Below are 25,211 nucleotides of genomic sequence, written 5' to 3' on the forward strand. Positions count from 1 at the left end.
TCAGGGCACCGGGTTACCGGGCACGGGCTACCGTGCCACCCGGCCCATGGTAGAGGCACCAGCGCCGTGGGGTCCCCGGCATCGGCGGGAGCGGCCGAGAGATCATGGGTAGTTCCCCTCGGCCGCCCCGCCGAAACCCTCCGCCGGACGGAGCTATCGACTGAGCTGGATGACCCCGTAGTCATAGCCCTTGCGCCGGTAGACCACGCTCGGCGCGCCGGTCTCCGCATCGGTGAACAGATAGAAGTCGTGCCCGACAAGCTCCATCCGGGACAGCGCGTCGTCCACGCTCATCGGATCGGCCTTGTGTACCTTGCGCCGGACGATCCGGCCCGGCCCGCGCTCGGTGTCCCCCTCATCTCCCTCGAGGGCCGCGCCGTCGCTGCGGTACCCGTCGGCCATGGCCTCGTCGTGCGTCCGGGGAGCGGGAATCGCACCGGCGTCGAGTTCGGCAAGGTCGTCGAGGACGGCGACGTCGCCGGGCCCACCGCGCCCGGTCACGACCATCCTGGTCCGGCGGCCGCTGACCTTGCGGCGGTCGTGCGACCGGCGCAGCCTGGACTCCAGCTTGCCGACGGCGGCGTCGAGCGCCGCGTAGAAGTCCTGGGCACACGCCTCGGCGCGGGCGACTGAGGTGCCGCGGCCACGACCGGTGATCTCCACCCGCTGGCAGTTCTTCAGCTGACGGCGGTTGCGTTCGTGGAAGAGCTCAACCTCCAGTCCGGCGATCTTGTGGTCATACCGCTCCAGGCGGCCGACCTTCTCCGTCACGTGGATCCTGAAATGGGCCGGGACCTCGACGTTCCGGCCAGTGACAACAATCTCCACTCGGACTTCCCTCGCTCTCAGCGTCGGGGCCTGCGAGCAACGAAGCCGCGTCCGGGTACTCGCCCCGGATGCACGATCGACGTTCCTCCCGCGGGGCGATGCCAACGTTGGATGCACCGTAGTCGGGATCACGATTCGACAACAGGGGGTAGCGCAGAGCGATCCCCGGCCGTGTGGTATCACCGATCAACATTCCTCCCGGCGCCCCCGCGGGGTACGTTCGGGCGCTGCACCCCGCAGCTGCGGCACTCGAACGGCATAAAGCACCGCTGGGTGACGCTCGCGCCGCTCAAGCGGCACCCGTTTGTGGTCCCGGGCGGGCCGATCATGAGTTCCCGCGGTTCGGTCCCGGCGGACCGGGGCATACAGCGCCGTGTTACTGCGACCGCCCGGCGTATACCGGGCCGATGGAGACACCACGCTGCTGATCGACGTGCTGCGCGCGGGCGGCTACGCGGCGGGCCGCCGGGTGCTCGACCTCGGTACCGGCACCGGCGCGCTCGCCCTCGCGGCAGCCCGGGCAGGCGCGGCGTCCGTGACCGCGGTCGACCTCTCGTTGCGGTCGGTCGCCGCGGCCTGGTTCAACGCCCAGGTCTCCCGTACCCCGGTCACGGTTCGATGGGGTGACCTGTTCGGGCCGGTCCGGGGGGAGCGGTTCGATCTGCTGCTCGCCAACCCGCCCTACGTACCGGCCGAGGCCGTCGCACCACCCCGGCATCGGATCACGCGCTGCTGGGACGCGGGCCCCGACGGCAGGCTGCTGCTCGACCGGATCTGCGCCGGGGCGGCCGACATGCTCACCGACGACGGGGTGGCACTGATCGTGCACTCCACGGTGTGCGACGAGGACACCACGGTCGCGGCGCTGCAGGCGACCGGGATGAAATCGCAGGTCGTGGCGCGGACGACGATCCCGTTCGGACCGGTGATGCGGGCTCGCGCCGGCCTGCTCGCCGCCCGCGGCCTCGTCCAGCCCGACCAGCGCGACGAGGAGATCGTAGTCGTGGAGGCCCGCCATCGTGCCTGACCGCGCCCGCACCCGCATCGAGATCACCGGCGAGGGCCCGGTGCTGGTGCACGGCCCCGTGACCATCGTGACCCCCGACGGGCGACTGCTCCACTCCGACCGCGCCGTCACCGCCCTGTGCACCTGCCGGCGCAGCCGCCGCTATCCGATCTGCGACACCAGCCACCGCTGCCGGACCCGCCGAACCCGTCCCGAGGAGACCCATGCCGAGACCGGTGATCCCGCCGAGCACACTTCCCGTCGCGACGACGCCGTCGACAGCTGAGGCCGGTGCGCCGCTGCCGCGCCCGCGCGGCCCGATCTCGGCCACCGTCCTCGACGCCCTGCGCGGCGCGCCGCCGCCCTCGATCGACGCCCGGGACGCCGCCCCCTACGGCGAGGACCTCCAGCTCGCCCTCTACTGCCTCTACGAGCTGCACTACCGCGGCTTCGCCGGCGTCGCCGACGACCTGGAGTGGGACGTCACACTGCTCGCGCTGCGCCGCGACCTCGAGCAAGCATTCCTGGCCGCGCTGCGCCGCGACGTCCGGCCCGGCGACGACGTGGACACCGAGCTGCGGGCCCTGCTCGTCGAACCCGCCGACGGATGGGGGGTCTCGCACCATCTGCTCCGCGACGGCGCGCGGTGGCAGCTGCGGGAGTACCTCGCGCATCGGTCCCTCTACCACCTCAAGGAGGCCGATCCGCAGGCCTGGGTGATCCCCCGACTGTCCGGACCGGCGAAGGCCGCGTTGGTGACCGTCGAGCACGACGAGTACGGCGCAGGTGATCCGCAGCGGATGCACGCCCACCTGTTCGCGACGACGATGCGCGCGCTGGGATTGTCCCCGGACTACGGCCACTACCTCGATGTCGTCCCGGCCCAGACCCTGGCCGAGATCAACCTGATGTCGCTGTGCGGGCTGCACCGGTGCCTGCGGGGCACGCTGGTCGGGCAGTTCGCCACCGTCGAGCTGACCTCCTCCCCCGGCGCCGACCGGCTGGTCAGGGCGATGCGCAGACTCGGGTGCGGTTGCGACGCCGTCGAGTTCTACGCCGAGCACGTCGAGGCCGACGCCGTCCACGAGCAGCTCGTGCGCCGCGGCGTGATCGGGCCGCTGCTGGCCGCGGAGCCGGAGTTGGCCGCCGACATCGTGTTCGGCATCCGCGCCGCCACCCTGCTCGCCGACCGGTTCGGCCGCCTGCTGCTGGGACGGTGGGAGGTAGGCCGCTCGTCGCTGCGCGCGCCGCTGCCCTCGTGATCATGGGGCGGGGCGCCGCGCGCGGAGCGTCCTGGCCCCGTGATCGACGCGGGGATCGCACCGTCAGACCGTGGACGTAGCCTGCGCGCGTGCAGCTGGTGCGGATGTCGTGTTGCGGGCTGGTCTGGGTCGGTGTCGATCGGGCACATTGCTGCCGGCGGACCGGTGGGTGTGGGCGGGTCTTCGACGACGCCGCCCTGTGGGACGCCCACCGCAAGGGTGGCGTCTGCCTCGACCCGGCCACGCTGGGCCTGGTGCAGACCCGAAACGGGATCTGGCTCCGGGCGGTGGACTACCTCCCGGGCGGGGCGCGGCCGGAAAAGCTCGCCCCGCCCCGGGGCCGCAAGCGGCCCGCGCGCCGGGCCGGGGTCCGCCGAGCCGGCTGAGACCCGCGTCCGAGGCCGGCCGCGGGCGGGAAGCCCGTGGCGTCGCACAGCACGAGAGCCCACCCGGCCGCCACCCCGGCACCGGTCAGGACGTCGCGGCAGGCCCGCAGGGTCGCGCCGGTGGTGACGACGTCGTCGACCAGCAGCACCGCGACCCCCGGCGGTGGCAGCCCGGACGGCCGGATCCGCAGCCGCCCCGCCAGATTGGCCGCGCGCTCCCCGGCGTCGAGTCCCACCGAGTCGCGCGCCTGCCGGCCCAGCCGCAGCGCCGGGGCCAGCGCCACCTCGTGACCGGCCCCGGCGAGCAGGCCCGCGAGCGTCCGGCACAAGCGCAGCACATGGTCCCCACCCCGCGCCCTGGCCGCGGCGGGACGCGATGGTGCGGGCACGAGCCAGGTGACCGGTGCCGCCGCGGGGCCATCGCGGGCGGCCGCGGCCGATCGGTGCGCCACGCGGGGCAGGACCGGCCGCACCGCGGCGGCGAGCAGCCCCGCGAGCGGGACGCCGAGATCGCGACGTCCGCGTTCCTTGAACGCCAGCAGGGCGGTGCGCAGCGGGCCCCGGTAGCGCCCCACCGCGAGCACGTTCGGGCCGCCGGGCAGCTCGAGCGCAGACGACGCCTCGAGCTGTGCGTCGCAGCCCGCGCACCAGCCAGGCCCGGCGCGGCCGCAACCTCCGCAACCGCCCGGCAGCAACAGGTCGAGGAGTCCGGCACCGAGTTCGGTGAGTTCCATGCCCCGAGAATGGCGGGTCCGGCCGACACGAACGGGCGGCCGCGGCCGAGTTGTCCACAGCCTGCGTGGCAGTTGCGCCAAAAGCGCCGGAAGTGCCAGAAGTGTCGGAAGTGGCTGGAGCGACCGACGTCAGCCGGGATAGAAGGGAATCGCCTCCGGCACGCCGCCCAGGACCTGCCGCCACGTGTCGAGCTCCCCGCTGGAGAAACTCCACACCCCGCCCTGGTCCGCGACCAGCAGCGCCCGGCCCGGGAACGCCGTCACCGCACGCAGCGGCGGGGTGAGGTTGATGCTGGGGATGGTCTGCACGGCCAGCCCGTCGACGGTCACCATCATGACCGGCCGGTCGGCCCGGTTGTTCGCGACCAGCACCGACTCAGGGGCCCGCCAATCGACCGCCACGACCTCGCCGAGCTCGCCGGGACGCAGCACCCGGGCGTTGCGAATCACGGCCTCGCCGTCGCGGCGGGCGACCACCGCGGTGACCAGCTTGCCGCCGACCACGGCCGCGACGCGCATACCGTCCCGGGACAGTCGCAGATCCTGGATCACCCCGAGGTCGGCCAGTTCGGCCCCGTCGACCCGCCCGATCCGGGGTTCGCCCGTGGGTCCGAGGAGCACCCGCGCGACAGTGGTCCCGTCGAGGACGGTCCACACCTCCTCGCCGGTCGCCGTGCACGACGGGCGTGTCATCGACGTCGCGTCGAGCGCCACCGCCTGCAGCGGCCCGTCCGGCGAGCCGATGCGCAGCAGGGGGCGGCCCGACTCTCGCGACACCACGGCCAGCGTCCTGCCGTCGACGGTGGTCGCGGCGGACAGCACCTCGAGGTCGCCGTTACCGGCCTGGCCGGGTATGGGGCTGCCCGGCTCGCCGCTGGTCAGCTGCCGGACCCGCCCGCCCGCGACCACCAGGCCCTGGGGAACGGCCCTCGGGTCGACGCCGGCGGAGAGGGCAGTCACGTCGTCGCGGGTGAGATCGATGTCGCCGGGCAGCAGCGGGGCCCCGTCGACGAGCAGCCGGATCCTTCCGACGTTCACCTCCGACAGGGTGAGCACGACCTGCGCGGCGAGCCGCCTGCGGGCGGCGCCGTCGAGCGTGCCGACCTGGGTCAGGTCGACCAGGACCGCACCGTCGGGGGTCTCTGCGACGTTGGACCGAAGCCGCGCCCCCGGTGGCAGCTCACTCGTCGCCGCCCCCGTCAGCGCGGCGGAAGGCCCGTTGAGCAGCAACTCGACGGCACGGGAGGCCTGGGCCCTGGCGGGAACGACGGGCAGGTAACGCACATCGGGGACCGCGAGGCCGCGCGCCGGGTCGATGAAGTAGGTCTTGACCGTGCGGTAGTTGGAGCGGAAGTCCGACAGCCGCACGAGCACACCGTCGGGCGGCCTGCTGATCCGCCACTGCCCGTCATGGCGCGTCACGGTCACGTCGACCTCGACCGGGGACTCGTCGGGCTGGAACGCCCCGTTCGGGGTGAGCGTGCCGACCTGGGTGCCGCGGATCCGCACGACCGTGGTGTCACGATCGTGATCGGCGAGCTGTGGGGCGTAGACCGTGTCGAACTGCTCGTCGAGCACCGTCAGCGCAGCCCCGTCGTCCCAGCTCGCGGCGCCCGAGCCGAGAAACCGGCGGGCCGCGCCGTGCCGGTCGGTGCTGCTGCCCGAGGCGTAGACGAACCCGCGCACCAGATCCAGCGGGTTGGTCCCGTCGGCCGGGCCCGGGGGCAACGCGGGCGCCCCGCCGACCGGGACCTTGCGCAACACCTGGACCGACGAGCCCTGCGGCACGCTGGCACATCCGGCGAGTCCGGCCACGACGAGCAGCGCGGCGAGGGCGGTGGTGAGCCTGCGCCGCAGCGGACCGGTCACCGGCCGGCCCCGGGATGGCTCACCGCGTCGGCGGGTAGCCCATCGTGCTGGACCGCGATCCGGTTGCCGGCGGGGTCGATGAGCGAGGCGGGGCCGGCGAGGCGGGGAATACCCAGCGGCGGGGTCGGAACCGAGGTCGACTCGGCCGGTTCCGGCGCCCCGACGGGGCCGAGCGGCAGGGGGCTGGACTCCAGCAGATCGCCGACGGCACGCGGGAGCGTCAGCCGGAACGTCGCACCATTGCCCGGCTCGCCCCAGGCCTGCAGCCAGCCGCCGTGCAGCCGGGCGTCCTCCAGGCTGATCGCCAGGCCCAGCCCGCTGCCGCCGCTGCGCCGCGCCCGTGATTCCTCGGCCCGCCAGAACCGGTTGAACACCAGCGCGGCCTCCCCCGGTCGCAGACCGACGCCCTGGTCCTGGACGACCACGGCGACGGCCCGGTCGTCTGCGCCCAGGACGACCCGAACCGGTTTGCCCTCGCCGTGATCGATGGCGTTGGCGACCAGGTTCCGCACGATGCGCTCCACCCGCCGCGGGTCGACCTCGGCGTCGATCCCCGTCGGCAGGTCGAGCTGGAGCGGGGTGTGGCTCTCCTCGGCCAGCCCGTGGACCACGTCGATCGCCCGGGAGACGACCCCGTGCATATCGAGCCGCTCGGCGCCCAGCTCCGCCACGCCCGCGTCGAGCCTGCTGATCTCCAGCAGATCGCCGAGCAGCGTCTCGAACCGGTCCAGCTCGGCGACCAGCAGCTCCGAGCTGCGACGCAGCGCGGGCAGCAGTTCGTCCCTGGAGGCGTGCAGAACATCGGCGGCCATCCGGACCGTGGTGAGCGGTGTGCGCAACTCATGGCTGACGTCGGAGGTGAACCGCCGCTGCAACGCCCCGAACTCCTCGAGCTGACGGATCTGGGCCTGCAGGCTGCCGGCCATCTCGTTGTAGGACTCGGCCAGCCGGGCCATCTCGTCCTCGCCCCGGACCGGCATCCGCTCGTCGAGGTTGCCCTCGGCGAAGCGCTCGGCAACCTCGGCGGCCTGCCGGACCGGCCGCACCACCTGCCGGGTCACCAGGCTCGTGATGCCGGCCAGCAGCAGGATCAGCACCAGCCCGCCGACGATCAGCGTCGACTGCACGAGGCCGAGCGTGCGCTGCTCGCCGTCGAGCGGGAACAGCAGGTAGAACTGCAGGTCACGCCCCGCGGTGTGGATCGGCTGGCCGACCATCAAGGTGGGAACGTCGGCCACCGAGACGTACTTCGTCGCCAGTCCGCCCGCGGCCACGGCGTCCTGCAGATCGGCCGGGACGACCTCGACGGTGCCCGCCGAGATCTCCGGGGCCCCCCGATGTCCGGTGGTGAGCACCGCGCGGAACTCCCCGGCCGTCGGCGACCCAGGCTGCTCGGCGGAGCTCGTGTTCGTCAGCCGGTCCAGCGCGTTGTTGAGAGTGCCCTGGGCCCCTCGCGGTCGGGGTCGATGCCCGAAAGGTCGCGTTCGAGCACAGCGCGCCCGGACTCGGCCTGGGCCACCGCCGCCTCGAACTTGCCCTGGACCAACCGCTCGGCGATCTGGGTCTGCAACACGAGACCCAGCACGAGAACGACCGCGGTCGACAGCGCCAGGGTGCTGACCACGACCCGCAGCTGCAGCGAGCGCCGCCAGGCGACCGTGAACGCCGACTGGACCTCGCCGACGATCAAACCGGCATGGCGCACGGCCACGCGGATCCGGCGCACCACCGCGCACCGCCGAACCCGCGCGGCGATCCGCGGCAGCACGCCCCACATGCGCGTCATTCCGTCACGGAGGCCCGGCCTTGTACCCGACACCGCGGACGGTCAGGACGACCTCGGGGTGCTCCGGATCGCGTTCGACCTTGGACCGCAGCCGCTGCACGTGCACGTTGACCAGCCGGGTGTCGGCGGCGTGCCGGTAGCCCCACACCTGCTCGAGCAGCACCTCGCGAGTGAACACCTGCCGGGGCTTTCGGGCCAGGGCCACGAGCAGGTCGAACTCCAGCGGGGTCAGCGCGATCGGCCGGTTGTCCCTGGTGACCTGGTGGGCGGGAACATCGATCGCGATATCGCCGATCGTGAGCTGTTCGGCGGGTTCGTTCCCGGTGCGCCGCACCCGCGCCCGGATCCGGGCGACGAGCTCCTTGGGCTTGAACGGCTTCACGACGTAGTCGTCGGCGCCCGACTCCAGCCCGAGCACGATGTCCACCGTGTCACTCTTGGCGGTGAGCATCACGATCGGCACCCCGGACTCCGAACGGATGGCGCGGCAGACATCGATGCCGTTCATCCCGGGCAGCATGAGGTCCAGCAGCACCACATCGGGGCGCAGCTCGCGCACGGCGGGCAGGGCGCGCGTGCCGTCGCCGACCACCGCCGTTTCGAAGCCTTCCCCTCGCAACACGATGGTCAGCATCTCGGCCAGAGCCGGGTCGTCGTCGACCACCAGTACGCGCGACTTCATGTGCGCAGCATCCCATCCGGGGGCGAAATGAGGTGTTCCGGGCCCGGCAGCCGGTCATCCCCGCAGCTGGTCGGCGAGCGCGCCCGCATCGATGTCCCGCTCGGCGTCGAGCACCGTCCACGGGCTCAGCCACGCCGCGGCGGCGAGCTCGCGGTAGACCTCGGCGGTGCGCTGCTGCAGCCCTGCGTCGGCCTCGTAGACGTCGCGTCGCCGACCGGGTTCGGTGCGTTCACGGTGCGCCGCGCGCCGCGCGGCGATCTCGCGCGGGACGGCGAGCAGCAGCTGCCGGTCCGGGACCGGTATGCCGAAGCGCTCCACCTCCAGCGCGCGCACCCACGCCACGACCTCGCCGTCGGCGCGCTGGCCCAGCCGCGCGGCGTTGTAGGCGGCGTTGGAGGCGATATAGCGGTCGACGAGCACGACGTCGTGGGTGGCGAGCATGGTCCGCAGCTGCGGCGCCGCGTCGCGACGATCGAGGGCGAACAGCACGGCCATCCCGTGCACGGAGTCGCCGAGGTCACCGAGCCTGCCGTAGAGGGCGTCGCGGGCGAGCTCGGCGTGCACGTCGTCGTCGTAGCGCGGGAACGCCAGCCGGGCGCTGCGAACCCCGCGCGCCGCGAACTCGGCGACCAACGCATCGGACAGGGTGCGCTTGCCCGCGCCGTCCACGCCCTCGATGACGATCAACCGCCCCACGGCCGGAGAACCTATCTGGCGCTGCCCCGTGAGCGGCAAGTCCTGCCCTGCCAGTGTTCGCCACGCACGAGGGTCATCCGAGGTCGCGTACGGCGGGCCAGGTCGCGCCGAAACCCGGGTGCAGGTCCAGCTCGCCGATCCGGTCGGCCCGCACCCAGCGCAGCTCGACACTCTCCCCGCCGCGGATCGCGACCGGCAGCGCGACCGCCGCGCGTACCACGATGGTCGTGTACGACCAGCCGCCGTGGTCGTCGACGAACTCGTCGGTGGTCCACAGCGCACCGAGGTCGACGTCGGCCTCCTCGGCGGCCTCGCGGCGCGCGGCCTGCTCGGCGCTCTCGGCGAGGTGACGGGCCCCGCCCGGAACACCCCAGGTCCCGCCGTGGTGGCTCCACAGAGCCCGGTGCTGCAGCAGCACCCACTCGTGGCCATGGCCGTCGCGATGGCGCACCAGCAGCCCGGACGCCCCGTAGACGCCCCAGTGCTTGTGGCCCTGTGCGCAGAACGCCCACCCGTCACCGCTGGGGCTCGCCGGCGACAAGCCGGAGGTGACGGCGGACATGAGGACAGCCTAACCAGCTCCCCCCGCGGGGCGCAGGGATCAGTACCGGTAGTGCTCCGGCTTGTACGGGCCCTCGACGTCCACGTCGATGTACTCGGCCTGGTCCTTGGAGAGCTTGGTCAGCTCCCCGCCGAGGGCCTGAACGTGGATCCGGGCAACCTTCTCGTCCAGGACCTTCGACAGCCGGTAGACGTCACGGTTGTACTCCTCGTGCCTGGTGAACAGCTCGATCTGCGCGATCACCTGGTTGCTGAACGAGGTCGACATGACGAAGCTCGGGTGGCCGGTGGCGTTGCCGAGGTTCAGCAGCCTGCCCTCGGAGAGCACGATGATCGAATGCCCGTCCGGGAACACCCACTCGTCGACCTGCGGCTTGATGGTGATCCGGTGGATCCCCGGGTGGCGGGCCAGCCCGGCCATGTCGATCTCGTTGTCGAAGTGGCCGACGTTGCCCAAGATCACCTGGTGTTTCATCGCGGCCATGTGCTCGACGGTGACGATGTCCTTGTTGCCGGTCGTGGTGATCACGATATCGGCCTTGCCGATCACCTCGTCGAGCTGCGCGACCTGAAAGCCCTCCAGCAACGCCTGCAGCGCGCAGATCGGGTCGATCTCGGTGACGATGACGCGTGCGCCCTGCCCGGCCAGTGCCTCCGCCGAGCCCTTGCCGACGTCGCCGAAGCCGCAGACGACCGCGACCTTGCCGCCGATCAGCACATCGGTCGCGCGGTTGAGGCCGTCGATGAGCGAATGCCGGATGCCGTACTTGTTGTCGAACTTGCTCTTGGTGACCGAGTCGTTGACGTTGATCGCCGGGAACAACAGCTTCCCCTGCTCGGCGAGCTGGTAGAGCCGGTTGACGCCGGTCGTGGTCTCCTCGCTGACCCCGCGGATCTCCTTGGCGACCCTGGTCCAGCGCTGCGGGTCGGCGGCCAGGGACCGGCGCAGGGTGTCGAGGACGACGCGGGCTTCCTCGGAGACCGTGTGGTCGTCGTCGGCGACCGTCGGCACCACGCCCGCGGTCTCGTACTCGACGCCCTTGTGCACCAGCAGCGTCGCGTCGCCACCGTCGTCGAGGATCATGTTCGGGCCGACGACGTTGCCCTCGCCGTCGGTGAAGCTGAACAGCCGCTCGGTGCACCACCAGTACTCGGGCAGCGTCTCGCCCTTCCAGGCGAACACCGGAACGCCCCGCGGCTCCTGTGGGGTGCCGTGCGGGCCGACCACCACCGCCGACGCGGCCTCGTCCTGGGTGGAGAAGATGTTGCACGACACCCAGCGCACCTGCGCCCCCAGCGACACCAGCGTCTCGATCAGCACCGCGGTCTGCACCGTCATGTGCAGCGACCCCGCGATCCGTGCGCCGTGCAGCGGACGCGCCTCGGCATACTCCCGGCGCAGTTGCATCAGGCCCGGCATCTCGTGCTCGGCGAGCCGGATCTCCTGACGCCCGAACGCCGCGAACTCAAGATCCGCGACGGCGAACTCGACGCCGTTGCGCCTCTGCAGCCGACCGAACGGATCGGCGGTCCCGGTCTCGGAAGTTCCAGCAGTCATGGACGGCCTCGCCTCCTCGCGGTCTCCGAACGGCCACGGTACCCGCGCGGCCCGACATCCATCGGGGATCAGCCCAGCAGATGGTCCCGGAGCAGGGCCTCGGCGGCCGCGGTACGCCCATCCTCGGCGAGCAGCCCGGCGGGGGCGACCGTGAAATCGGTGTCGACCACCACGGGCACCGTGCCCAGCACCGGCGCGAGCACCGAGTCGGCCCGCAGGGTGGCGATCAGCGCGGCCAGCCGGTCGGGGTCCCGCTGCCGGAACACGCCGCCGGTGAGCACCACGAGTCCGAGGCCGGGTATCGCGCCGGGGTCCTCCAGGCTCTTCAGGTGTCTGCGCACGGCGATGACAGCGGCCAGCGCGGCGATCCGGCGATCCTCGGCGGCGCCGCCGGGGTCGCGCGGCACATAGCCGGTCTCGGCGGCCATCCGTTCGACGGTCGGGCCGAGCAGGTCGGCCTCCACCGGATCGACGATCCCCTCGGTCTGTCCCTCCAGCAGCACCCCTGCGGCAGCGCAGCGAACCCCCAGGTCACCCTCGACGGTGCAACGCGGGCCGCCGACCGATGATCCGTCCAGTGGCGCGAAGTGCACGTCGGTCATCGCGCAACCGACGTCGACGACGAGCGCACCGGCCCCGGCCAGCCGGGCCAGCACGGCGGCGGCGCGGCCCACGGCGTCCGGGGTCATCAGTCGCGCCATCCGGCGGAACCGGGGCGCGGCGCCGGGTCCGCGAGCACCCAGCACATGCCGGGCGAACACGCCGGCGACCGCCTCGCGCGCCGGCCCGGGCACCAGCTCGCCCGCGCGCGGCAGCACGTTGTCGCAGGCGACGACGGTCCGGCCGGTGGAGCGCAGCACCGAGAGCGCCGTACCGCGGGCTCCGGTGTTGCCGGCCAGCACGATGGGGTAGCGCACCCGGGCCCTGGCGAGCTGGGCCGCGTTGTGCAGCAACACGCGCGGGTCGTCGTCGTCGGGCCCGCCGATCAGCAGCACCACCCCGGGCCTGCTGCCGCGCAGCGCCCGCACGTCGGCCGCATCCAGTGGCCCGCTGTGCACGTGCACCACGCGCGACCCCGCCGAATGGGCGACCCGATGTCCTGCCTCGGTCGAGCTCAGCTTCTCGGTGCCTACGACGGCGAGCCGCAGCCCCCCGCCCGCCGACGAGCAGGCCAGCAGGTCCGGCGCCGCGGTCCCTCCGGGAGCGGTCACGGCGCGGACCGCGGCGTCGATCCCGGTGAGCACGTCGGTCGGCGTCGTGAGGTGTGCGGCGAACCCGGCCAGACCGCCGTCCGGCTGGACCAGCACCGCCTTCGTCCAGGCCGAGCCCACGTCGAGACAGACCGCGGCGGGCTGCGGTCCGTCGAGGCTCATGGCTGCCGAGCCTACTGGCACTGAGCGGGTGCAGCGTCCGACGACGCAAGATCAGCACCCGCTTCACAGGCTCCGCCGGGCCCCCCAAACGGGTACGGTTCCTGTGACGGGGCACACGCGCGCTCGACACAGGAGATCTCATGTACGGGCTCATGCAGGACCGACCGCTCTCTCTGCCACACGTCTTCCACCGCGTCGAGCAGTTGTTCGGCCACAAGACGATCGTGACGGCCAGTTCGGACGGCGAGACCCGCATGACGATGTCCGAATGGGCCGAGCGGGTCAGGCGGCTGAGCTCGGTCTTCGACGCGTTGCAGATCAGCCCCGACGGGCGGGTCGGCACGTTCTGCTGGAACACCGGCCGGCACCTCGAGCTGTACATGGCGGCGCCGTGCACCGGGCGGGTGCTGCATACGCTGAACCTGCGGCTGTTCCCCGAGCAGCTGGTCTATGTCGCCGGACATGCCGAGGACGAGGTCGTCTTCGTCGACCGCTCGCTGCTGCCGCTGCTGTGGCCGCTGGCCGACAAGCTCACCACCGTGCGGCACTACATCGTCATCGACGACGGCGCCGACGTCGAGATCCCCGACGACCCGCGGGTCCTCGACTACGAACAACTCCTCGCCGACGCACAGCCACATCAGGGCCGGTTCGAGATCCCGGACGAGAACACCGCCGCCGCGATGTGCTACACGTCGGGCACCACGGGCAACCCCAAGGGCGTCGTCTACAGCCACCGCTCCACCGTGCTGCACTCGCTGATCACCCTGACCGCCGACGGGATCGCGCTGTCCGAGCGCGACGTGGTGCTCCCCGTGGTGCCGATGTTCCACGCCAACGCCTGGGGCCTGCCCTACGGATGCCTGCTCGCCGGCTCGGACATGGTCTTCCCCGGCCCGAACATGACCCCGCAGGCCATCCTCGGGTTGCTGGCCGACCACAAGGTGACCGTGACCGGCGGGGTGCCGACGATCTGGATGGGTGCGCTCCCGCTGCTCGGCGACCATGACCTGTCCGCGCTGCGGTCGATCCTGTGCGGCGGTTCGGCGGTGCCGCGCGCGCTGTCGGAGGCCTACCGCGAGGCGCTCGGCATCCCGATGACGCACGCCTGGGGGATGACCGAGACCAGTCCGCTCGCGACCATCTCCACCCCGCGCACCCAGCACGCCGCCCTCGACGAGGACGCGCGCGCGGACATCCGCGCCCGCCAGGGGCAGCCGGTGCCGCTGGTCGATCTGCGGCTGGTCGACCCCGCCACCGGCGAGGATCAGCCATGGGACGACGTCGCGACCGGCGAGATCCAGGCCGCGGGCCCGTGGATCGCCAGGGAGTACTACCGCGGAGAGGGCGGCGGCGCCCAGTTCACCGAGGACGGGTGGCTGCGCACCGGTGACGTCGCCAGCGTCGACCATTACGGCTTCATCCGGCTGGTCGACCGGACCAAGGACCTGGTCAAGTCCGGCGGCGAGTGGATCAGCTCGGTCGAGCTGGAGAACCACATCATGGCCCACCCCAAGGTCGCCGAGGCCGCGGTGATCGCAGTGCCGCACGAGAAGTGGGTGGAGCGGCCGTTGGCCTGCGTGGTCGTCAAGCCCGGCGAGACCCTCACCGCCGAGGAGGTCATCGAGTTCCTGGCCCCGCGGGTCGCGAAATGGTGGCTGCCCGACGCCGTGGAGTTCATCGACGAGGTCCCCAAGACCAGCGTCGGCAAGTTCAGCAAGAAGACGCTGCGCGACAAGTTCGCGGGCTACCAGCTGGCCCTCCAGCGCGTTATGGAGCCATAACGTGGTCTCACCCCGAGCCATAACCGCGTTATGGAGCCATGATGTCGTCGCCGACGGGAGGGGCCGGGTGGGAGCGGTTCAGCTGCCGACGGGGGTGCGATCGAGGTCGGGCTCGAGGTAGATCACCCTGGCCTCCGGCACGGCGGCCCGGACCCGGCCCTCGGCATCATCGATCGCGTGCGCGACCTGCTCGACGGACGCCCCCGGGCTCAGCGCGATCTTGGCCGCGACGAGCAGCTCCTCGGGACCGAGGTACTGGGTGCGGATGTGGATGACCCGCTGAACATGCTCGCCGGCCGACAGCTCCGCGACGATCCTGGCCAGAACCGGCGGCAGCGCCCCCTCGCCGATCAGCAGGCTCTTCATCTCGATGATCAGGATGATGGCGATGATCCCGAGCAACGTGCCGATGCACAGGGTGCCGACGGCGTCCCAGACCGGGTCTCCGGTGAGCACCGTGAGCCCGACCCCGGCGAGCGCCAGGACCAGACCGACGAGCGCGCCGAGATCTTCCAGCAGCACCACGGGCAGCTCCGGCACCTTCGACTGCCGGATGAACTGCCACCAGGTTCCGCGCCCCTTGAGCGGAGCCGACTCGTGGATCGCCGTGCGGAAGGAGAACGACTCCAGCACGATCGCGACCACCAGGATGATCACCGCGACGAGCGGGGTCCTCAGCGGTTCGGGGTGCTCGAGCTTGTGGATGCCCTCGTAGATCGCGAACGCCGCGCCGAGGGTGAACAGCAGCAGCGCGACGACGAAGGAGTAGAAGTAGCGGTCCCGGCCGTAGCCGAAGGGATGTTCGGCGGTCGCCGCGCGCTGGGCGCGTTTGCCACCGAGCAGCAGCAGGCCCTGGTTGGAGGTGTCGGCGACCGAGTGCACGGCCTCGGCCAGCATCGACGACGAGCCCGTCACCACATAACCGACGAACTTCGCCGCCGCGATCCCCGCGTTGGCCAACAGGGCAGCGATGATCGCCCTCGTCCCACCGCTCGCCGCCACCGGTGTGTCCCTTCTGCCGAACGTGTGAGGGAGACCCTAGCGGCGCCGGCTATCCGAGGCCGTCACTGGCCAGGAACAGCTGGGTGCCCGGCTCCGCCGACTCGATGACGACCCCGCTGTCGACGTCGCCCATGAACAGCGCGGCGCCCCGGCGCAACTTCATGACCTTGTCGCCACCGCGCAGGCAGGCCGAGCCCGCCGTGCAGAGCACAATCCGCGGGCCGCCGTCGGGAACCGCGACGGGCACCAGCGGCTCGGCCGACTCGCAGTGCCCCGATTCCCAGCGCCCCGATTCCCAGCGCCCCGATTCCCAGCGCCGCAGCAGGAACTCCGCGGCCGGGGTGTCGTGGCGGATCCAGCCCGCTTCCGGATGCCCGCTGCACACCGGCGGCGGACCCGCCCGGAAGTCGAGGATCCGCAACAGCTCGGCGACATCGACGTGCTTGGGCGTGAGCCCGCCGCGCAGCACGTTGTCGGAGTTGGCCATCAGCTCGATACCGGCGCCGGACAGATAGGCGTGCAGGTTCCCCGCGGGCAGGTAGAGCGCCTCGCCCGGTTGCAGCACCACGCGGTTGAGCAGCAGCGCCGCGAGCACGCCCGCGTCACCCGGGTAGCGCTCCGAGAGCTCCAGCGCGGTGCGGGCCTCCCGCTGCCACTCGCCCGGCTCGCCGGCCAGCCGGATCGCTCCCTGCTGCAGCGCGGGCACCAGCTCGTCGAGCATCGACTGCGGCAGGGTGATCCAGGTGGTGAACAGCGCACGCAACCCGTCCGGCCCGGGCTGGGCGGCGAGCAGCTCGGTATGCGCCGCGAGCTCCGGGACGTCGAGGGCGCGCAGCAGTCGCACCGAGGCCTCGGCGTCGCGGAACCCGATGAGGGCGTGGAACTCGGTGAGGGCGCAGATCACCTCGGGTTTGTGGTTGGGATCGCGGTAGTTGCGGTCGGAGGCGTCGACCGGGATTCCCGCGGCGTTCTCCTGGGTGAAACCGGTGATGGCCTGCTCGAGGCTCGGATGCGCCTGCAGGCTCAGCGGTTCCTCCGCGGCGAGAACCTTGAGCAGGAACGGCAGCCGCCCGTCCCAGCGGCAGGCTCGATCCGGCCCGAGCAACCGCTCCGGATCGGCGGCGAGGGCGTCGCCCAGCGATTTGGTGGCTCCGTCGTCGTACACCAGATGCGACGGGTCCGCCGGGTGCGCGCCCAGCCACAGCTCCGCCTGCGGATGTGGCGAGGGCACGGACTGGCCGAGCAGTTCGGCGATCACCGTGCGCGATCCCCAGGCGTACGGCCGCACGGGGTTGTCCAGCAGCTCCACGATCGTCGGTACTCCTCCTCGGAGCCGGTCAGGCCGGCTCGATGGTCCGGGTGGCCAACCCCAGATAGATGGCGGCGATGTCGAAGCGGGAGGCCAGCACCGCGGCGCGCAGCAGCGCGGCGTGCCGCGTCCCGCGCACGATCTCGTCGACCGGATGCAGCATGTCCGCCGCGGGCCACGCCCGCCCGGTCCGTCGCAGGGTAACCAGCTCGGGATCCTCCTCACCGGTCGCCAACAGCACCAGCCGCACCGGGGGTGCGGTCGCGCCCGGGGAGTCGTCGAAGGGATCGTGGAAGACGTCGTGGCGAGCCGCCGCGACGTCGAGTGCCCGGCGCAGCCCGACCGCGGTCGCCCCCCGCGCGACGTCGTCGGCGTGGGCGACGACCCCGGCGTGCGTCGCCAGCGCGCACGCCGCATGCACCGCGACGGCAGCGGCCGGCGGGTCGGTGCCCCACAGCAGCGGGGTGTGCTCGGCCAGCCGCAGGGCCAACGTCTTGGCCGGGTTCATGAACGGCTCGTGACCGGGCTGGTTGCGCTCGGCCTCGCGGTCGAGCTCGTCGGCGAGCGGGTCGAGCCGTGGGTCCAGCGGGAGCCCGAGCAGATTCAGCGCGCTCGCGGTGAGCAACCCGACGGCCAGCGCGCGGGGCAGGTCGAGCCCGGGCGCGACCGGGACCCTCGGTTCCACCAGCCGGACCCGGCCCGCGCCCGCCGATGCCACCGGACCGGCGCCGGGCGCGGAGAGCACGACCTCGGCGCCGCGCTGCACCGCCCGCCCCACGGCGTCGGCCAGTTCGGAGTCGGTGGGGTCGGCGGTATGCGCGACGACCACGTCGAGCGGGCCGATCCAGCTCGGCGCCGTCTCCGCGACGACGACGGGCACCGGGCAGGTCGCGCCGAGCAGCGCGGCGAGGATCGCGGCGGCGGGCGCCGAGGCACCTGGGCGGCGCAGCAGGATCAGCGCCCGCGGCCGGTGCCCGCCCAGATCCGCAACACCGGCCTCCTGCGCCGCGTGGGCGACCGACCGAACCTGAGCACCCGCGGTTGCCGCCGAGCGCAGCACGCCGCCGGTGTCGACGGCCGCCAGCGCGGCCGGATCGACGAGCAGGGTGTCGTCGAGCACCGGCTCACCCACCGTCCGGGGGATCCTGGGGCTCCTGCGCCTCATCGAGCAGCAGCACCGGGATGCCGTCCACGATGGGGAAGCGGCGGCCGCAGGACGTGCAGGTGAGCATGTCCGCGCCAGGGTCGTCCGGGGTGCCGGTCCGAAGCGGCGCGTGGTCGTCCGACGGACACGCCAGGATCTCCAGCAGCTGGGGGTCGAGCTTGACGGCCACCGTTCTCCTCTTCCTGCGTGCAGGATGCGCGAAACGCACCGTGTACTGCGATGCTGCCAGGATGGCGGGTACCGCGCCGGGTCCGACCGGGTGCCCCGGGCGCGAATTCAGGCGCGGACGATCGCCAGGACGGAGTCCCGCAATCGGGCGACGGCGCCGGCATCGGGCGCCTCCACGTTGAGCCGCAGCAGCGGCTCGGTGTTCGACGCGCGCAGGTTGAACCACGAGCCGTCGGGCAGCCGCACGGTCAGGCCGTCGAGCTCGTCGAGCTCGACACCCTCGCGGCCGCCGTAGCTCTGCTTGACCGCGGCCACCCGGTCCGCCTGGTCGGCGACCGTCGAGTTGATCTCGCCGGACGCGGCGTAGCGCGCGTAGTGGGCCATCAGCTCCGACATCGGCCGGTCCTGCTCGCCGAGCGCGGCCAGCACATGCAGCGCGGCGAGCATCCCGGAGTCGGCCCGCCAGAAGTCGCGGAAGTAGTAGTGCGCGGAATGCTCGCCACCGAAGACAGCACCGGTCTCAGCCATCACCTGCTTGATGAACGAGTGCCCGACCCGGGTGCGCACGGGGTGGCCACCGTGCTCGGCGACGATCTCCGGCACGACCTGGGAGGTGATCAGATTGTGAATGACGGTGCTACCCGGCGCCTTGGCCAGCTCGCGCACGGCGACCAGCGCGGTGATCGCGCTCGGGCTGACCGGCTCGCCGCGCTCGTCGACGAGGAAGCAACGGTCGGCGTCGCCGTCGAAGGCCAGCCCCACGTCGGCGCCCGTCGCGCTGACCGCCGTCTGCAGGTCGACCAGGTTGGCCGGGTCGAGCGGGTTGGCCTCGTGGTTGGGGAAGGTGCCGTCGAGCTCGAAGTACAGCGGAACGACCTCGATCGGCAGCGGTCCGAACACCTCGGGGACGGTGTAGCCGCCCATGCCGTTGCCCGCGTCGACGACGACCTTGAGCGGGCGTATCTCGGACAGGTCGACCAGGGCCCGCAGATAGCTCGCGTACTCCGTCAGCAGCTCCTGGTGGGTGACCGTGCCACCGCCGGGCCCCACGGGGACGCCCTCCTCGACCGCCGCGCGGATCTGTGCCAGCCCGGTGTCCTGGCCGATGGGTGACGCCCCCGCCCGGCACAGCTTGATGCCGTTGTACTTCGCCGGGTTGTGGCTCGCCGTGAACATCGCGCCGGGCACGTCGAGGCTGCCCGAGGCGAAGTAGAGCATGTCGGTGCTGGCCAGGCCGATGTCCACCACGTCGAGGCCCTGACCGGTGACGCCCTCGGCGAACGCGGCGGCGAGATCCGGCGAGGAGTCGCGCATGTCACGGCCCACGACGACGGTGCGGTCGCCCTCGGCCGCGAGCATGCGGGCCAGCGCGCCCCCGATATCGCGCACTGTGTCGCCGTCGAGCTGCTCGCCCACCACACCCCGGATGTCGTAGGCCTTCACGATCGCAGACAGATCAGGCACGGCGCCGAGCCTATCGGGCCTCCGCCTTCTGCCTATTTCTCGGTAGGGGTGGGCAGCACCCGTAGATGGCCGCGGCGCCCGGTGCCTGTGGTGGGCGGGTGCTCGACCGGACGGTCGACCCGACCGGCCTCCCGGACGGCCTCGGCCAGCGCCGTCAGGTCGTCGCACGAGGGCTGCGGCGGCGCGAACTCGCCCTCGAACCGGACGAGCTCCCAGCCGCGCGGCGCGGTGAGCCGGTGCGCATGCGCGTTGCACAGGTCGTAGGAGTGCGGCTCGGCCTGGGTGGCCAGGGGGCCCACCACCGCCGTCGAATCGGCATAGACGTAGGTGAGCGTGGCCACCGCGAGCTCGGTGCACCCGGTCCGCGAACACCTCCGCACACTCCGCACGGCTCTGACCATAGCGCCTGTGAGCCGCCATCCCTGACTGCGACGCGCGCGGGGCTTCCGATGGTCACCGGTCGTAGGATTCGAGGGGTGACCACCGCGCGCCGCACGCTGCGCCGCTCTCCCCGCCGGCGGGACCGGCGAGGCCGAGGGCTGCGCGGGCTGCTCTACCCGGTGACCACCCCCGCGATGCAGACCCGCGCCGAGAAGTTCGACGCGATGGTCCTCGAGGCCCTGGAGCCGATCGAGCATCGCTGGGGCCCGGAGCTCGCCGACCTCGACCTCGCCGTGGACGAGGTTCCCGAGGTCGAGGAGACCTCGCCCGATGAGGTCGTCTGGGGTAGCGGGGTGCTCGCCGACGTCGGCGTACCGCTGGCCCAGCTCGTCCCGGCCGGTGTCGACCAGGCCGGGCTGCCGTCCCGGGCCCGGATCGTGCTCTACCGCCGTCCGCTCGAAGCCCGGGCTCGTGGCGGTGCCGACCTGGCCGACCTGCTGCACGAGGTGCTGGTCGAGCAGGTGGCGGAGTACCTGAACATCGAGCCTGACGCCGTGGACGGCGGGGCGTTCTAGGCCAGCCCCAGCCCGCCCACCGGCCTGGGGTTGTCCTCAGCTCGCGGCGCGCCGCAACCTGCGGCGCTCGCGTTCGGAGAGCCCGCCCCAGATGCCGAACCGCTCGTCCTGGGCCAGCGCGTACTCGAGGCACTCGGCCCGGACCTCACACCCCGCGCAGATGCGTTTGGCCTCGCGTGTCGAACCACCCTTCTCCGGAAAGAACGCCTCCGGATCGGTCTGGGCACAGAGCGCCTGCTCCTGCCAGTCCTGTTCGGACTCGGCGGGAGGGCCGTCCAGCATCTCGATCAGGCTCGGCCCCTCGGCACCGCCCGCCGCCCCCGCCAGCGTCAGTGTTTCCTCGTTCACTCGCCCACCTTCCCCACGCCCCGGCGAATGACACCAATGTAAGTACAACGCCGATGTTGGGTGGCCGCAAGCGAAGACTTCCATCCGAGTGACACGTTCCACCGCAACCACGGCGGTCGCTCGTTCGGCAGACTTGTCGGATGCGTGGAGTGTCGGCCCGGATCAGCCCGTGGTTTCTGTTGCTCGTGGGGGTCGCCGTCGCCGGCGGGGTGCTGACCGTGGTCGGCACGGGCGCACCGGTGATGCTGACCGCGGGCGTTGTGCTCCTCGTCGTCGGCGGCTGGATGGTGTCGCTGTGCCTGCACGAGTGGGGCCACGCCGTCGTGGCCTACCGCGGCGGCGACACCTCGGTACGGGACAAGGGATACCTCACCCTCGATATCAGGCGATACACCGATATCGGGCTGTCGTTCGTGCTTCCGGTGGTGTTCCTGCTGATCGGCGGCGTTCCGCTGCCGGGGGGCGCGGTGTGGATCAACCACTGGGCGATTCGGTCCCGGTTCACCCGCAGCCTGGTCTCGCTGGCGGGCCCGATGGCCAACCTCGTGCTCGGGGCGATCCTGACGATCGCGGTGGCGACCGTCGCGATGCCGATCGGGCTGGCCGTCGGGCTGTCCTGCCTCGCGCTGATCCAGGTACTCGCATTCGTGCTCAACATCCTGCCGGTGCCGGGGCTCGACGGGTTCGGTGTGCTCGAGCCCTACCTGTCCGCGGGCGCCCGCGAGCTCGCGGCGAAGGTTCGGCCGTGGGCCCCGATCGTGCTGTTCCTGCTGATCATCGGCCTGCCCGGGGTGGCCCAGCGGTTCTTCGGCCTGTCGTTCTTCGTGTTCGGCGTGATCGGCGGCGATGCGGGGCTCGCCGCGGCCGGCTACAACGAGCTGCTCTTCTGGCGCTGAACGACCCGTGCCGGCGGACCCGCGGCGGCGATGCGGGCGCGGGCGGCGGACACCATCACCGGGACCGTGTCGGTGCCCTCCGGCAGCCCGTCCAGCGGCCACCAGCGCAGGTCCAGCGACTCGTCGCTGATCTTCGCCTCGGCCTTGGCCGGAGCCCGGACGAGATAGCGGACGTCGAGGTGGCGAGTCGGTCTGCCCAGCGAACACGTCACCGGGTGGACGTCGAGGTGCAGCGGTTCGTCGTCGATCATGAGGCCGTCGATCCCCGACTCCTCGGCCGCCTCCCGCAGCGCGGCGTCCCGCAGCGTCGCGTCGCCGGGCTCGCAGTGACCCCCGAGCTGGATCCAGCGCCCCACCCGGGGATGCAGGGTGAGCAGCGTGTGCTCCCCCGCGGCGTCGACGACGAGCGCGGACGCCGTGAGGTGCCCGGGTTCGCACGAACGGTCGCACGCGTCGTGCGGGCGGGCATCGAGGAAGGCGAGGATGGCGTGCTGCAGCGCGCGCTGCTGCGGATCGGGCGCGGCCCACGCGCGCAGGGCGGCGCGCGCGGCGGCGGGGGCTACCACTCGACCAGCCCCGACGCGACATCCCGCGGCGCGCGCGGCGCGAGTGGCTCGTCCGGGACGCCGACGGCGATCGCGCCCAGCGGCTGCCAGTCCGCGGGCAACCCGAGCACATGTCGCACGACGTCCGGCGCGAAGATCGTCGAACCGACCCAGCACGAGGCCAGGCCCTCCGCGGCCAGTGCGATCAGCAGCGACTGCACCGCGGCGCCCCCCGCGACGGTGAACATCTCCCGCTCGGCCGCCCGCCGCCGCTCGTCCGGATAGGGCTGTGTGCCCTCGCCGATGCGGAAGGCCAGCACGAGCTCGGGCGCCCGGCGCAACAGGTCACCGCGGGCGAGCCTGCGCTCGACCTCGTCGGCCGGGCGGCCGTCGCGCTCCAGGTCGGCGCGCCACCGGTCGCGCATGGCGTCGAGCAGCGCGGTGCGCCGCGCGGGATCGCGCATCCAGCCGAAGCGGAACGGCGCGCTGTGATGGGGCGCGGGCGCGGTCAGGGCGATCCCGACGGCCCGGCGCACCGCCTCCGGATCGACGGCCGCCGCGGCGAAGCTGCGTGAGCTGCGCCGCAGCAGCACAGCCTCCCGGCGACCCTGCTCGATCGCCTCCTGGGTGCCGAGCCAGAACAGGTCCTCCTCCAGCGGCCGGACGAGGTCGCGGGCGGTCGAGCCGTCGTCGCCGGGCCGCAGCCCGCGCACGACCGCCACCGGCAGCCCGCCGAGCTTGCCCTTGACCAGGTCCGCGGCGGCGGCGATCTCATCGGCCAGCGCCACCTCGGTGACCAGTAGCTCGTTGCCCTGGGGGTCCGAGGTGCCGCCGTAGCGGTGCAGCACGGCCATCCCGGCCGCGCCGATCGCGACGTCGGTCTGCCCGACCCGCCACGTTCGCCCCATCGTGTCCGTGACGACGACCGCGACCTCGACGCCGAGCAGGGCCCGCAGCCCCCCGCGCAGCCGCTCGGCGCTCGCGTCGGGGTCGGCGGGCAGCAACGCGAGCTCGTCGGGCCGGACGTTGGAGGCGTCGACGCCCGCGGCGGCCTGGACGAGGCCCAGCTTGCTGGCGACGATCAGGGTCTTCCCGCGGCGGGCCAGTACCCGCTCGGTCTCGCCGTCGATCAGGCGGCGGCGCAGCGCATCGCGTTGCTCGGGGTCGGCGGGCGCGTCGACCAGCCTGCCCTCGACCTTGGAGACGATCTTGCTCGTCACCACCACGACGTCGCCGTCAGCGAGCCACGGCGCGGCGGCGGCGAGCGCGGCGGCCAGGTCCGCACCGGGCCGGAACTCCGGAAGACCACGCACGGGAAGGATCTGCACCGCACCGGGCGCGGCGTGGTCCACGGCGGGGTGCTCAGCCAACGCCGACCCCGGCCAGCTCGAACGCCTGCCGCGCCATCTGGGCGGTCGCCTCGACATCGGACATGAGCAACGGCGCCGACCGGACCTGCGCGCCCGGCACGTCGGCGGTGTCGGTGGTGTGCACGAGCCAGCCGTCGAGCAGGCCGCCCGCGCCGCGGCCACCGTAGTGCCGTCCGACCGCCTCCGCGGTGGTGTCCACCCCGATCGCCGAGAGGCACGCGTCGGCCATCCCGCGCAGCGGGCGGCCGCCGACGATCGGTGACAGCCCGACGATCTTCGCCTTCGTCGCGACCAGTGCCTGCGCCATGCCCGGCACCTGGATCAGCGTCCCGATGCTCACCACCGGGTTCGACGGCGCGACGAGCACCACGTCGGCGGTCTCGATGGTCGCACGGACCTCGGGCAGCACGGCGGCCTCGTCCGCGCCCACCGAGGCGAACCGGTGGGCGGTGAGCCTGGCCTGGTACCGGACCCACCACTCCTGGAAGTGGATCGCCACCTGCGGCGGCGCGTCGGGGCCGGGTTCCGGGTTGTCGACGACGACGTGGGTCTCCACCCGGTCGTCGGTGACCGGAAGCAGCCGCACACCCGGTTGCCAGCGGTGGCACAGGGCCTCGGTGACCTGGGAGAGCGGGTACCCCGCGCGCAGCATCCGGGTGCGCACGAGATGGGTGGCGAGGTCGCGGTCGCCGAGTCCGAACCAGGTGGGGTCGGCACCGTAGGCGGCCAGTTCGTCGCGCACCGCCCAGGTCTCGCCGGCCCGGCCCCAGCCGCGTCCGGTGTCGATACCGCCACCGAGGGTGTAGAGACAGGTGTCCAGATCGGGGCAGATACGCAGGCCGTGCAGCCAGATGTCGTCGCCGACGTTGACCACCGCGGTGATCTCGTGCGGCGCCCCCGATGGGGCGGCGCCGACGGCGGGCAGACCCAGCGCGGCCTTGACCCCGAGCAGGAACCGGGCACCCCCGACCCCGCCGACGAGTACGACGACTCTCACCCGTGCGAGCCTACGGCGCGCCATCCGTTGATCAGTTCCGGCCCGTAGCGATGGCCGTGACCCGGTGCGGCGTCGAGCGCGGCGAGCAGGCTGCCCGCGGTCTGTCAGAACGAGACGAGGGCAGCCACGGCCCTGGCCAGCCCTCCGGCCGCTCGACGAGCAGCCGTGGGGAGAACCAGACGACGGGATCGTCGGCGTGTCGCACCGCCGTGAACCTGTCGGGTACCGGCTCCCATCCCGCGGCCGGGGTACCGGCGACGAGCACGCCGTCGGCGCCGTCGGCGGCCGAGCGCGCGGCGATCGCCCCGAGGCTCTCGCCGTACATCAGCGGCCGCGGCCGGTCCGCGGCCGCGATCGCGTCCAGCCGGGCGCGCACCGCGGCGACCACCGCCGCCGCGTTCTCCCGCGCCGCCCCTGCGTCGCGCACGTCTCCTGCCAACTCGGCCGCCGCGCGTACTGGACGGCG

At 72.6% G+C, this 25,211-nt stretch carries 28 protein-coding genes; 7 read left to right on the forward strand and 21 right to left on the reverse strand.

Going from position 1 to position 25,211, the window contains the following annotated elements; all coding sequences use genetic code 11:
- Positions 1 to 153: 153 nt before the first annotated feature.
- The gene (gene hpf, locus G567_RS0107630) at positions 154 to 828 is read right to left on the reverse strand and encodes a ribosome hibernation-promoting factor, HPF/YfiA family (protein ID WP_028929521.1); all 675 of its coding nucleotides are present in this window, start codon (positions 826 to 828) and stop codon (positions 154 to 156) included.
- 373 nt (positions 829 to 1,201) lie between these two features.
- Here hpf and G567_RS0107635 point away from each other — a divergent pair, with 373 nt between their 5' ends.
- The 4 genes from G567_RS0107635 to G567_RS37095 all read left to right on the forward strand — a co-directional run bounded on the left by G567_RS0107635 (position 1,202) and on the right by G567_RS37095 (position 3,482).
- Positions 1,202 to 1,855: a HemK2/MTQ2 family protein methyltransferase gene (locus tag G567_RS0107635; RefSeq protein ID WP_211223865.1), complete on the forward strand. Its 654-nt coding sequence runs from the start codon at positions 1,202 to 1,204 to the stop codon at positions 1,853 to 1,855.
- Entirely contained in the window at positions 1,848 to 2,120 is a 273-nt protein-coding gene (locus G567_RS27385) for a CDGSH iron-sulfur domain-containing protein (RefSeq protein ID WP_211223866.1), read from the forward strand. Before G567_RS0107635 ends, G567_RS27385 begins: the two co-directional genes overlap by 8 nt.
- Complete coding sequence (locus tag G567_RS0107645) at positions 2,059 to 3,096, forward strand: iron-containing redox enzyme family protein (RefSeq protein WP_051232525.1); 1,038 nt, start codon at positions 2,059 to 2,061, stop codon at positions 3,094 to 3,096. Before G567_RS27385 ends, G567_RS0107645 begins: the two co-directional genes overlap by 62 nt.
- Positions 3,097 to 3,200: 104 nt before the next feature.
- Positions 3,201 to 3,482: an FDXHR family putative zinc-binding protein gene (locus G567_RS37095; protein WP_425414240.1), complete on the forward strand. Its 282-nt coding sequence runs from the start codon at positions 3,201 to 3,203 to the stop codon at positions 3,480 to 3,482.
- On the opposite strand, the gene G567_RS27390 is transcribed toward G567_RS37095, so the two are convergent.
- The 9 genes from G567_RS27390 to G567_RS0107690 form a co-directional block, all read right to left on the reverse strand.
- Positions 3,389 to 4,216, reverse strand: a complete 828-nt coding sequence (locus tag G567_RS27390; protein ID WP_051232527.1) for a ComF family protein — start codon at positions 4,214 to 4,216, stop codon at positions 3,389 to 3,391. The two genes, G567_RS37095 and G567_RS27390, sit on opposite strands and share 94 nt — an antisense overlap.
- Positions 4,217 to 4,345: 129 nt before the next feature.
- Positions 4,346 to 6,085 carry an LpqB family beta-propeller domain-containing protein gene (locus G567_RS0107660; RefSeq protein WP_051232529.1) on the reverse strand — a complete coding sequence of 580 codons (1,740 nt, stop codon included), beginning with the start codon at positions 6,083 to 6,085 and terminating at the stop codon, positions 4,346 to 4,348.
- Positions 6,082 to 7,509, reverse strand: coding sequence for an MtrAB system histidine kinase MtrB (mtrB, locus tag G567_RS27395; protein ID WP_373865882.1), 1,428 nt, complete (start codon positions 7,507 to 7,509; stop codon positions 6,082 to 6,084). The genes G567_RS0107660 and mtrB overlap by 4 nt, the downstream gene beginning before the upstream one ends.
- Positions 7,497 to 7,871: a hypothetical protein gene (locus G567_RS37100; RefSeq protein WP_373865883.1), complete on the reverse strand. Its 375-nt coding sequence runs from the start codon at positions 7,869 to 7,871 to the stop codon at positions 7,497 to 7,499. The genes mtrB and G567_RS37100 overlap by 13 nt, the downstream gene beginning before the upstream one ends.
- Positions 7,872 to 7,875: 4 nt before the next feature.
- Complete coding sequence (gene mtrA / locus G567_RS0107670; protein ID WP_028929526.1) at positions 7,876 to 8,553, reverse strand: MtrAB system response regulator MtrA; 678 nt, start codon at positions 8,551 to 8,553, stop codon at positions 7,876 to 7,878.
- A 54-nt stretch (positions 8,554 to 8,607) separates the two neighbouring features.
- Entirely contained in the window at positions 8,608 to 9,249 is a 642-nt protein-coding gene (locus G567_RS0107675; protein WP_028929527.1) for a dTMP kinase, read from the reverse strand.
- Positions 9,250 to 9,322: 73 nt separating this feature from the next.
- Positions 9,323 to 9,811, reverse strand: coding sequence for an NUDIX domain-containing protein (locus G567_RS0107680; protein ID WP_051232531.1), 489 nt, complete (start codon positions 9,809 to 9,811; stop codon positions 9,323 to 9,325).
- A gap of 39 nt (positions 9,812 to 9,850) precedes the next feature.
- A complete protein-coding gene (gene ahcY, locus G567_RS0107685; RefSeq protein ID WP_051232533.1) occupies positions 9,851 to 11,368 on the reverse strand; it encodes an adenosylhomocysteinase in 1,518 nt (505 codons plus the stop codon).
- A 68-nt stretch (positions 11,369 to 11,436) separates the two neighbouring features.
- Positions 11,437 to 12,741 (reverse strand): glutamate mutase L, encoded by a 1,305-nt coding sequence (locus tag G567_RS0107690; protein WP_028929530.1) that lies wholly within the window; start codon positions 12,739 to 12,741, stop codon positions 11,437 to 11,439.
- Between the two features lie 140 nt (positions 12,742 to 12,881).
- On the opposite strand from G567_RS0107690, the gene G567_RS0107695 reads away from it, so the two are divergent.
- A complete protein-coding gene (locus G567_RS0107695) occupies positions 12,882 to 14,525 on the forward strand; it encodes a long-chain fatty acid--CoA ligase (protein WP_028929531.1) in 1,644 nt (547 codons plus the stop codon).
- Between the two features lie 78 nt (positions 14,526 to 14,603).
- On the opposite strand, the gene G567_RS0107700 is transcribed toward G567_RS0107695, so the two are convergent.
- The 6 genes from G567_RS0107700 to G567_RS0107725 all read right to left on the reverse strand — a co-directional run bounded on the left by G567_RS0107700 (position 14,604) and on the right by G567_RS0107725 (position 20,013).
- Positions 14,604 to 15,527, reverse strand: a complete 924-nt coding sequence (locus G567_RS0107700; protein WP_028929532.1) for a cation diffusion facilitator family transporter — start codon at positions 15,525 to 15,527, stop codon at positions 14,604 to 14,606.
- Between the two features lie 49 nt (positions 15,528 to 15,576).
- Positions 15,577 to 16,836: a mannose-6-phosphate isomerase, class I gene (gene manA, locus G567_RS0107705; RefSeq protein ID WP_028929533.1), complete on the reverse strand. Its 1,260-nt coding sequence runs from the start codon at positions 16,834 to 16,836 to the stop codon at positions 15,577 to 15,579.
- 28 nt (positions 16,837 to 16,864) lie between these two features.
- The gene (locus G567_RS0107710; protein WP_245585577.1) at positions 16,865 to 17,968 is read right to left on the reverse strand and encodes an SIS domain-containing protein; all 1,104 of its coding nucleotides are present in this window, start codon (positions 17,966 to 17,968) and stop codon (positions 16,865 to 16,867) included.
- A complete protein-coding gene (locus G567_RS0107715) occupies positions 17,961 to 18,170 on the reverse strand; it encodes a Trm112 family protein (RefSeq protein ID WP_028929535.1) in 210 nt (69 codons plus the stop codon). The genes G567_RS0107710 and G567_RS0107715 overlap by 8 nt, the downstream gene beginning before the upstream one ends.
- Positions 18,171 to 18,277: 107 nt before the next feature.
- On the reverse strand, positions 18,278 to 19,633 hold the full coding sequence (locus tag G567_RS0107720) for a phosphomannomutase/phosphoglucomutase (protein ID WP_028929536.1): 1,356 nt from the start codon (positions 19,631 to 19,633) through the stop codon (positions 18,278 to 18,280).
- 32 nt (positions 19,634 to 19,665) lie between these two features.
- A complete protein-coding gene (locus G567_RS0107725) occupies positions 19,666 to 20,013 on the reverse strand; it encodes a DUF3499 domain-containing protein (protein ID WP_028929537.1) in 348 nt (115 codons plus the stop codon).
- Between the two features lie 96 nt (positions 20,014 to 20,109).
- Here G567_RS0107725 and G567_RS0107730 point away from each other — a divergent pair, with 96 nt between their 5' ends.
- On the forward strand, positions 20,110 to 20,589 hold the full coding sequence (locus G567_RS0107730; protein WP_028929538.1) for a metallopeptidase family protein: 480 nt from the start codon (positions 20,110 to 20,112) through the stop codon (positions 20,587 to 20,589).
- 36 nt (positions 20,590 to 20,625) lie between these two features.
- Here the strand turns inward: G567_RS0107730 and G567_RS0107735 are convergent, their stop codons facing one another.
- Positions 20,626 to 20,871, reverse strand: a complete 246-nt coding sequence (locus G567_RS0107735; protein WP_037056377.1) for a WhiB family transcriptional regulator — start codon at positions 20,869 to 20,871, stop codon at positions 20,626 to 20,628.
- Between the two features lie 206 nt (positions 20,872 to 21,077).
- Here G567_RS0107735 and G567_RS0107740 point away from each other — a divergent pair, with 206 nt between their 5' ends.
- Positions 21,078 to 21,833: a site-2 protease family protein gene (locus tag G567_RS0107740; protein ID WP_028929540.1), complete on the forward strand. Its 756-nt coding sequence runs from the start codon at positions 21,078 to 21,080 to the stop codon at positions 21,831 to 21,833.
- On the opposite strand, the gene G567_RS27400 is transcribed toward G567_RS0107740, so the two are convergent.
- Genes G567_RS27400 through G567_RS34775 form a run of 4 tightly spaced genes read right to left on the reverse strand, consistent with a single transcriptional unit; the run spans position 21,806 to position 25,172 of the window.
- The gene (locus G567_RS27400) at positions 21,806 to 22,399 is read right to left on the reverse strand and encodes an NUDIX hydrolase (RefSeq protein WP_051232536.1); all 594 of its coding nucleotides are present in this window, start codon (positions 22,397 to 22,399) and stop codon (positions 21,806 to 21,808) included. The two genes, G567_RS0107740 and G567_RS27400, sit on opposite strands and share 28 nt — an antisense overlap.
- Positions 22,393 to 23,805 carry a coenzyme F420-0:L-glutamate ligase gene (locus G567_RS0107750; RefSeq protein WP_084795958.1) on the reverse strand — a complete coding sequence of 471 codons (1,413 nt, stop codon included), beginning with the start codon at positions 23,803 to 23,805 and terminating at the stop codon, positions 22,393 to 22,395. Before G567_RS0107750 ends, G567_RS27400 begins: the two co-directional genes overlap by 7 nt.
- Positions 23,741 to 24,745: a 2-phospho-L-lactate transferase gene (gene cofD, locus G567_RS0107755; protein WP_028929542.1), complete on the reverse strand. Its 1,005-nt coding sequence runs from the start codon at positions 24,743 to 24,745 to the stop codon at positions 23,741 to 23,743. Before cofD ends, G567_RS0107750 begins: the two co-directional genes overlap by 65 nt.
- 31 nt (positions 24,746 to 24,776) lie before the next feature.
- Positions 24,777 to 25,172: an alpha/beta-hydrolase family protein gene (locus G567_RS34775; RefSeq protein ID WP_028929543.1), complete on the reverse strand. Its 396-nt coding sequence runs from the start codon at positions 25,170 to 25,172 to the stop codon at positions 24,777 to 24,779.
- Positions 25,173 to 25,211 lie beyond the last annotated feature (39 nt).

Source organism: Pseudonocardia asaccharolytica DSM 44247 = NBRC 16224 (assembly GCF_000423625.1).
Classification (GTDB): domain Bacteria; phylum Actinomycetota; class Actinomycetes; order Mycobacteriales; family Pseudonocardiaceae; genus Pseudonocardia; species Pseudonocardia asaccharolytica.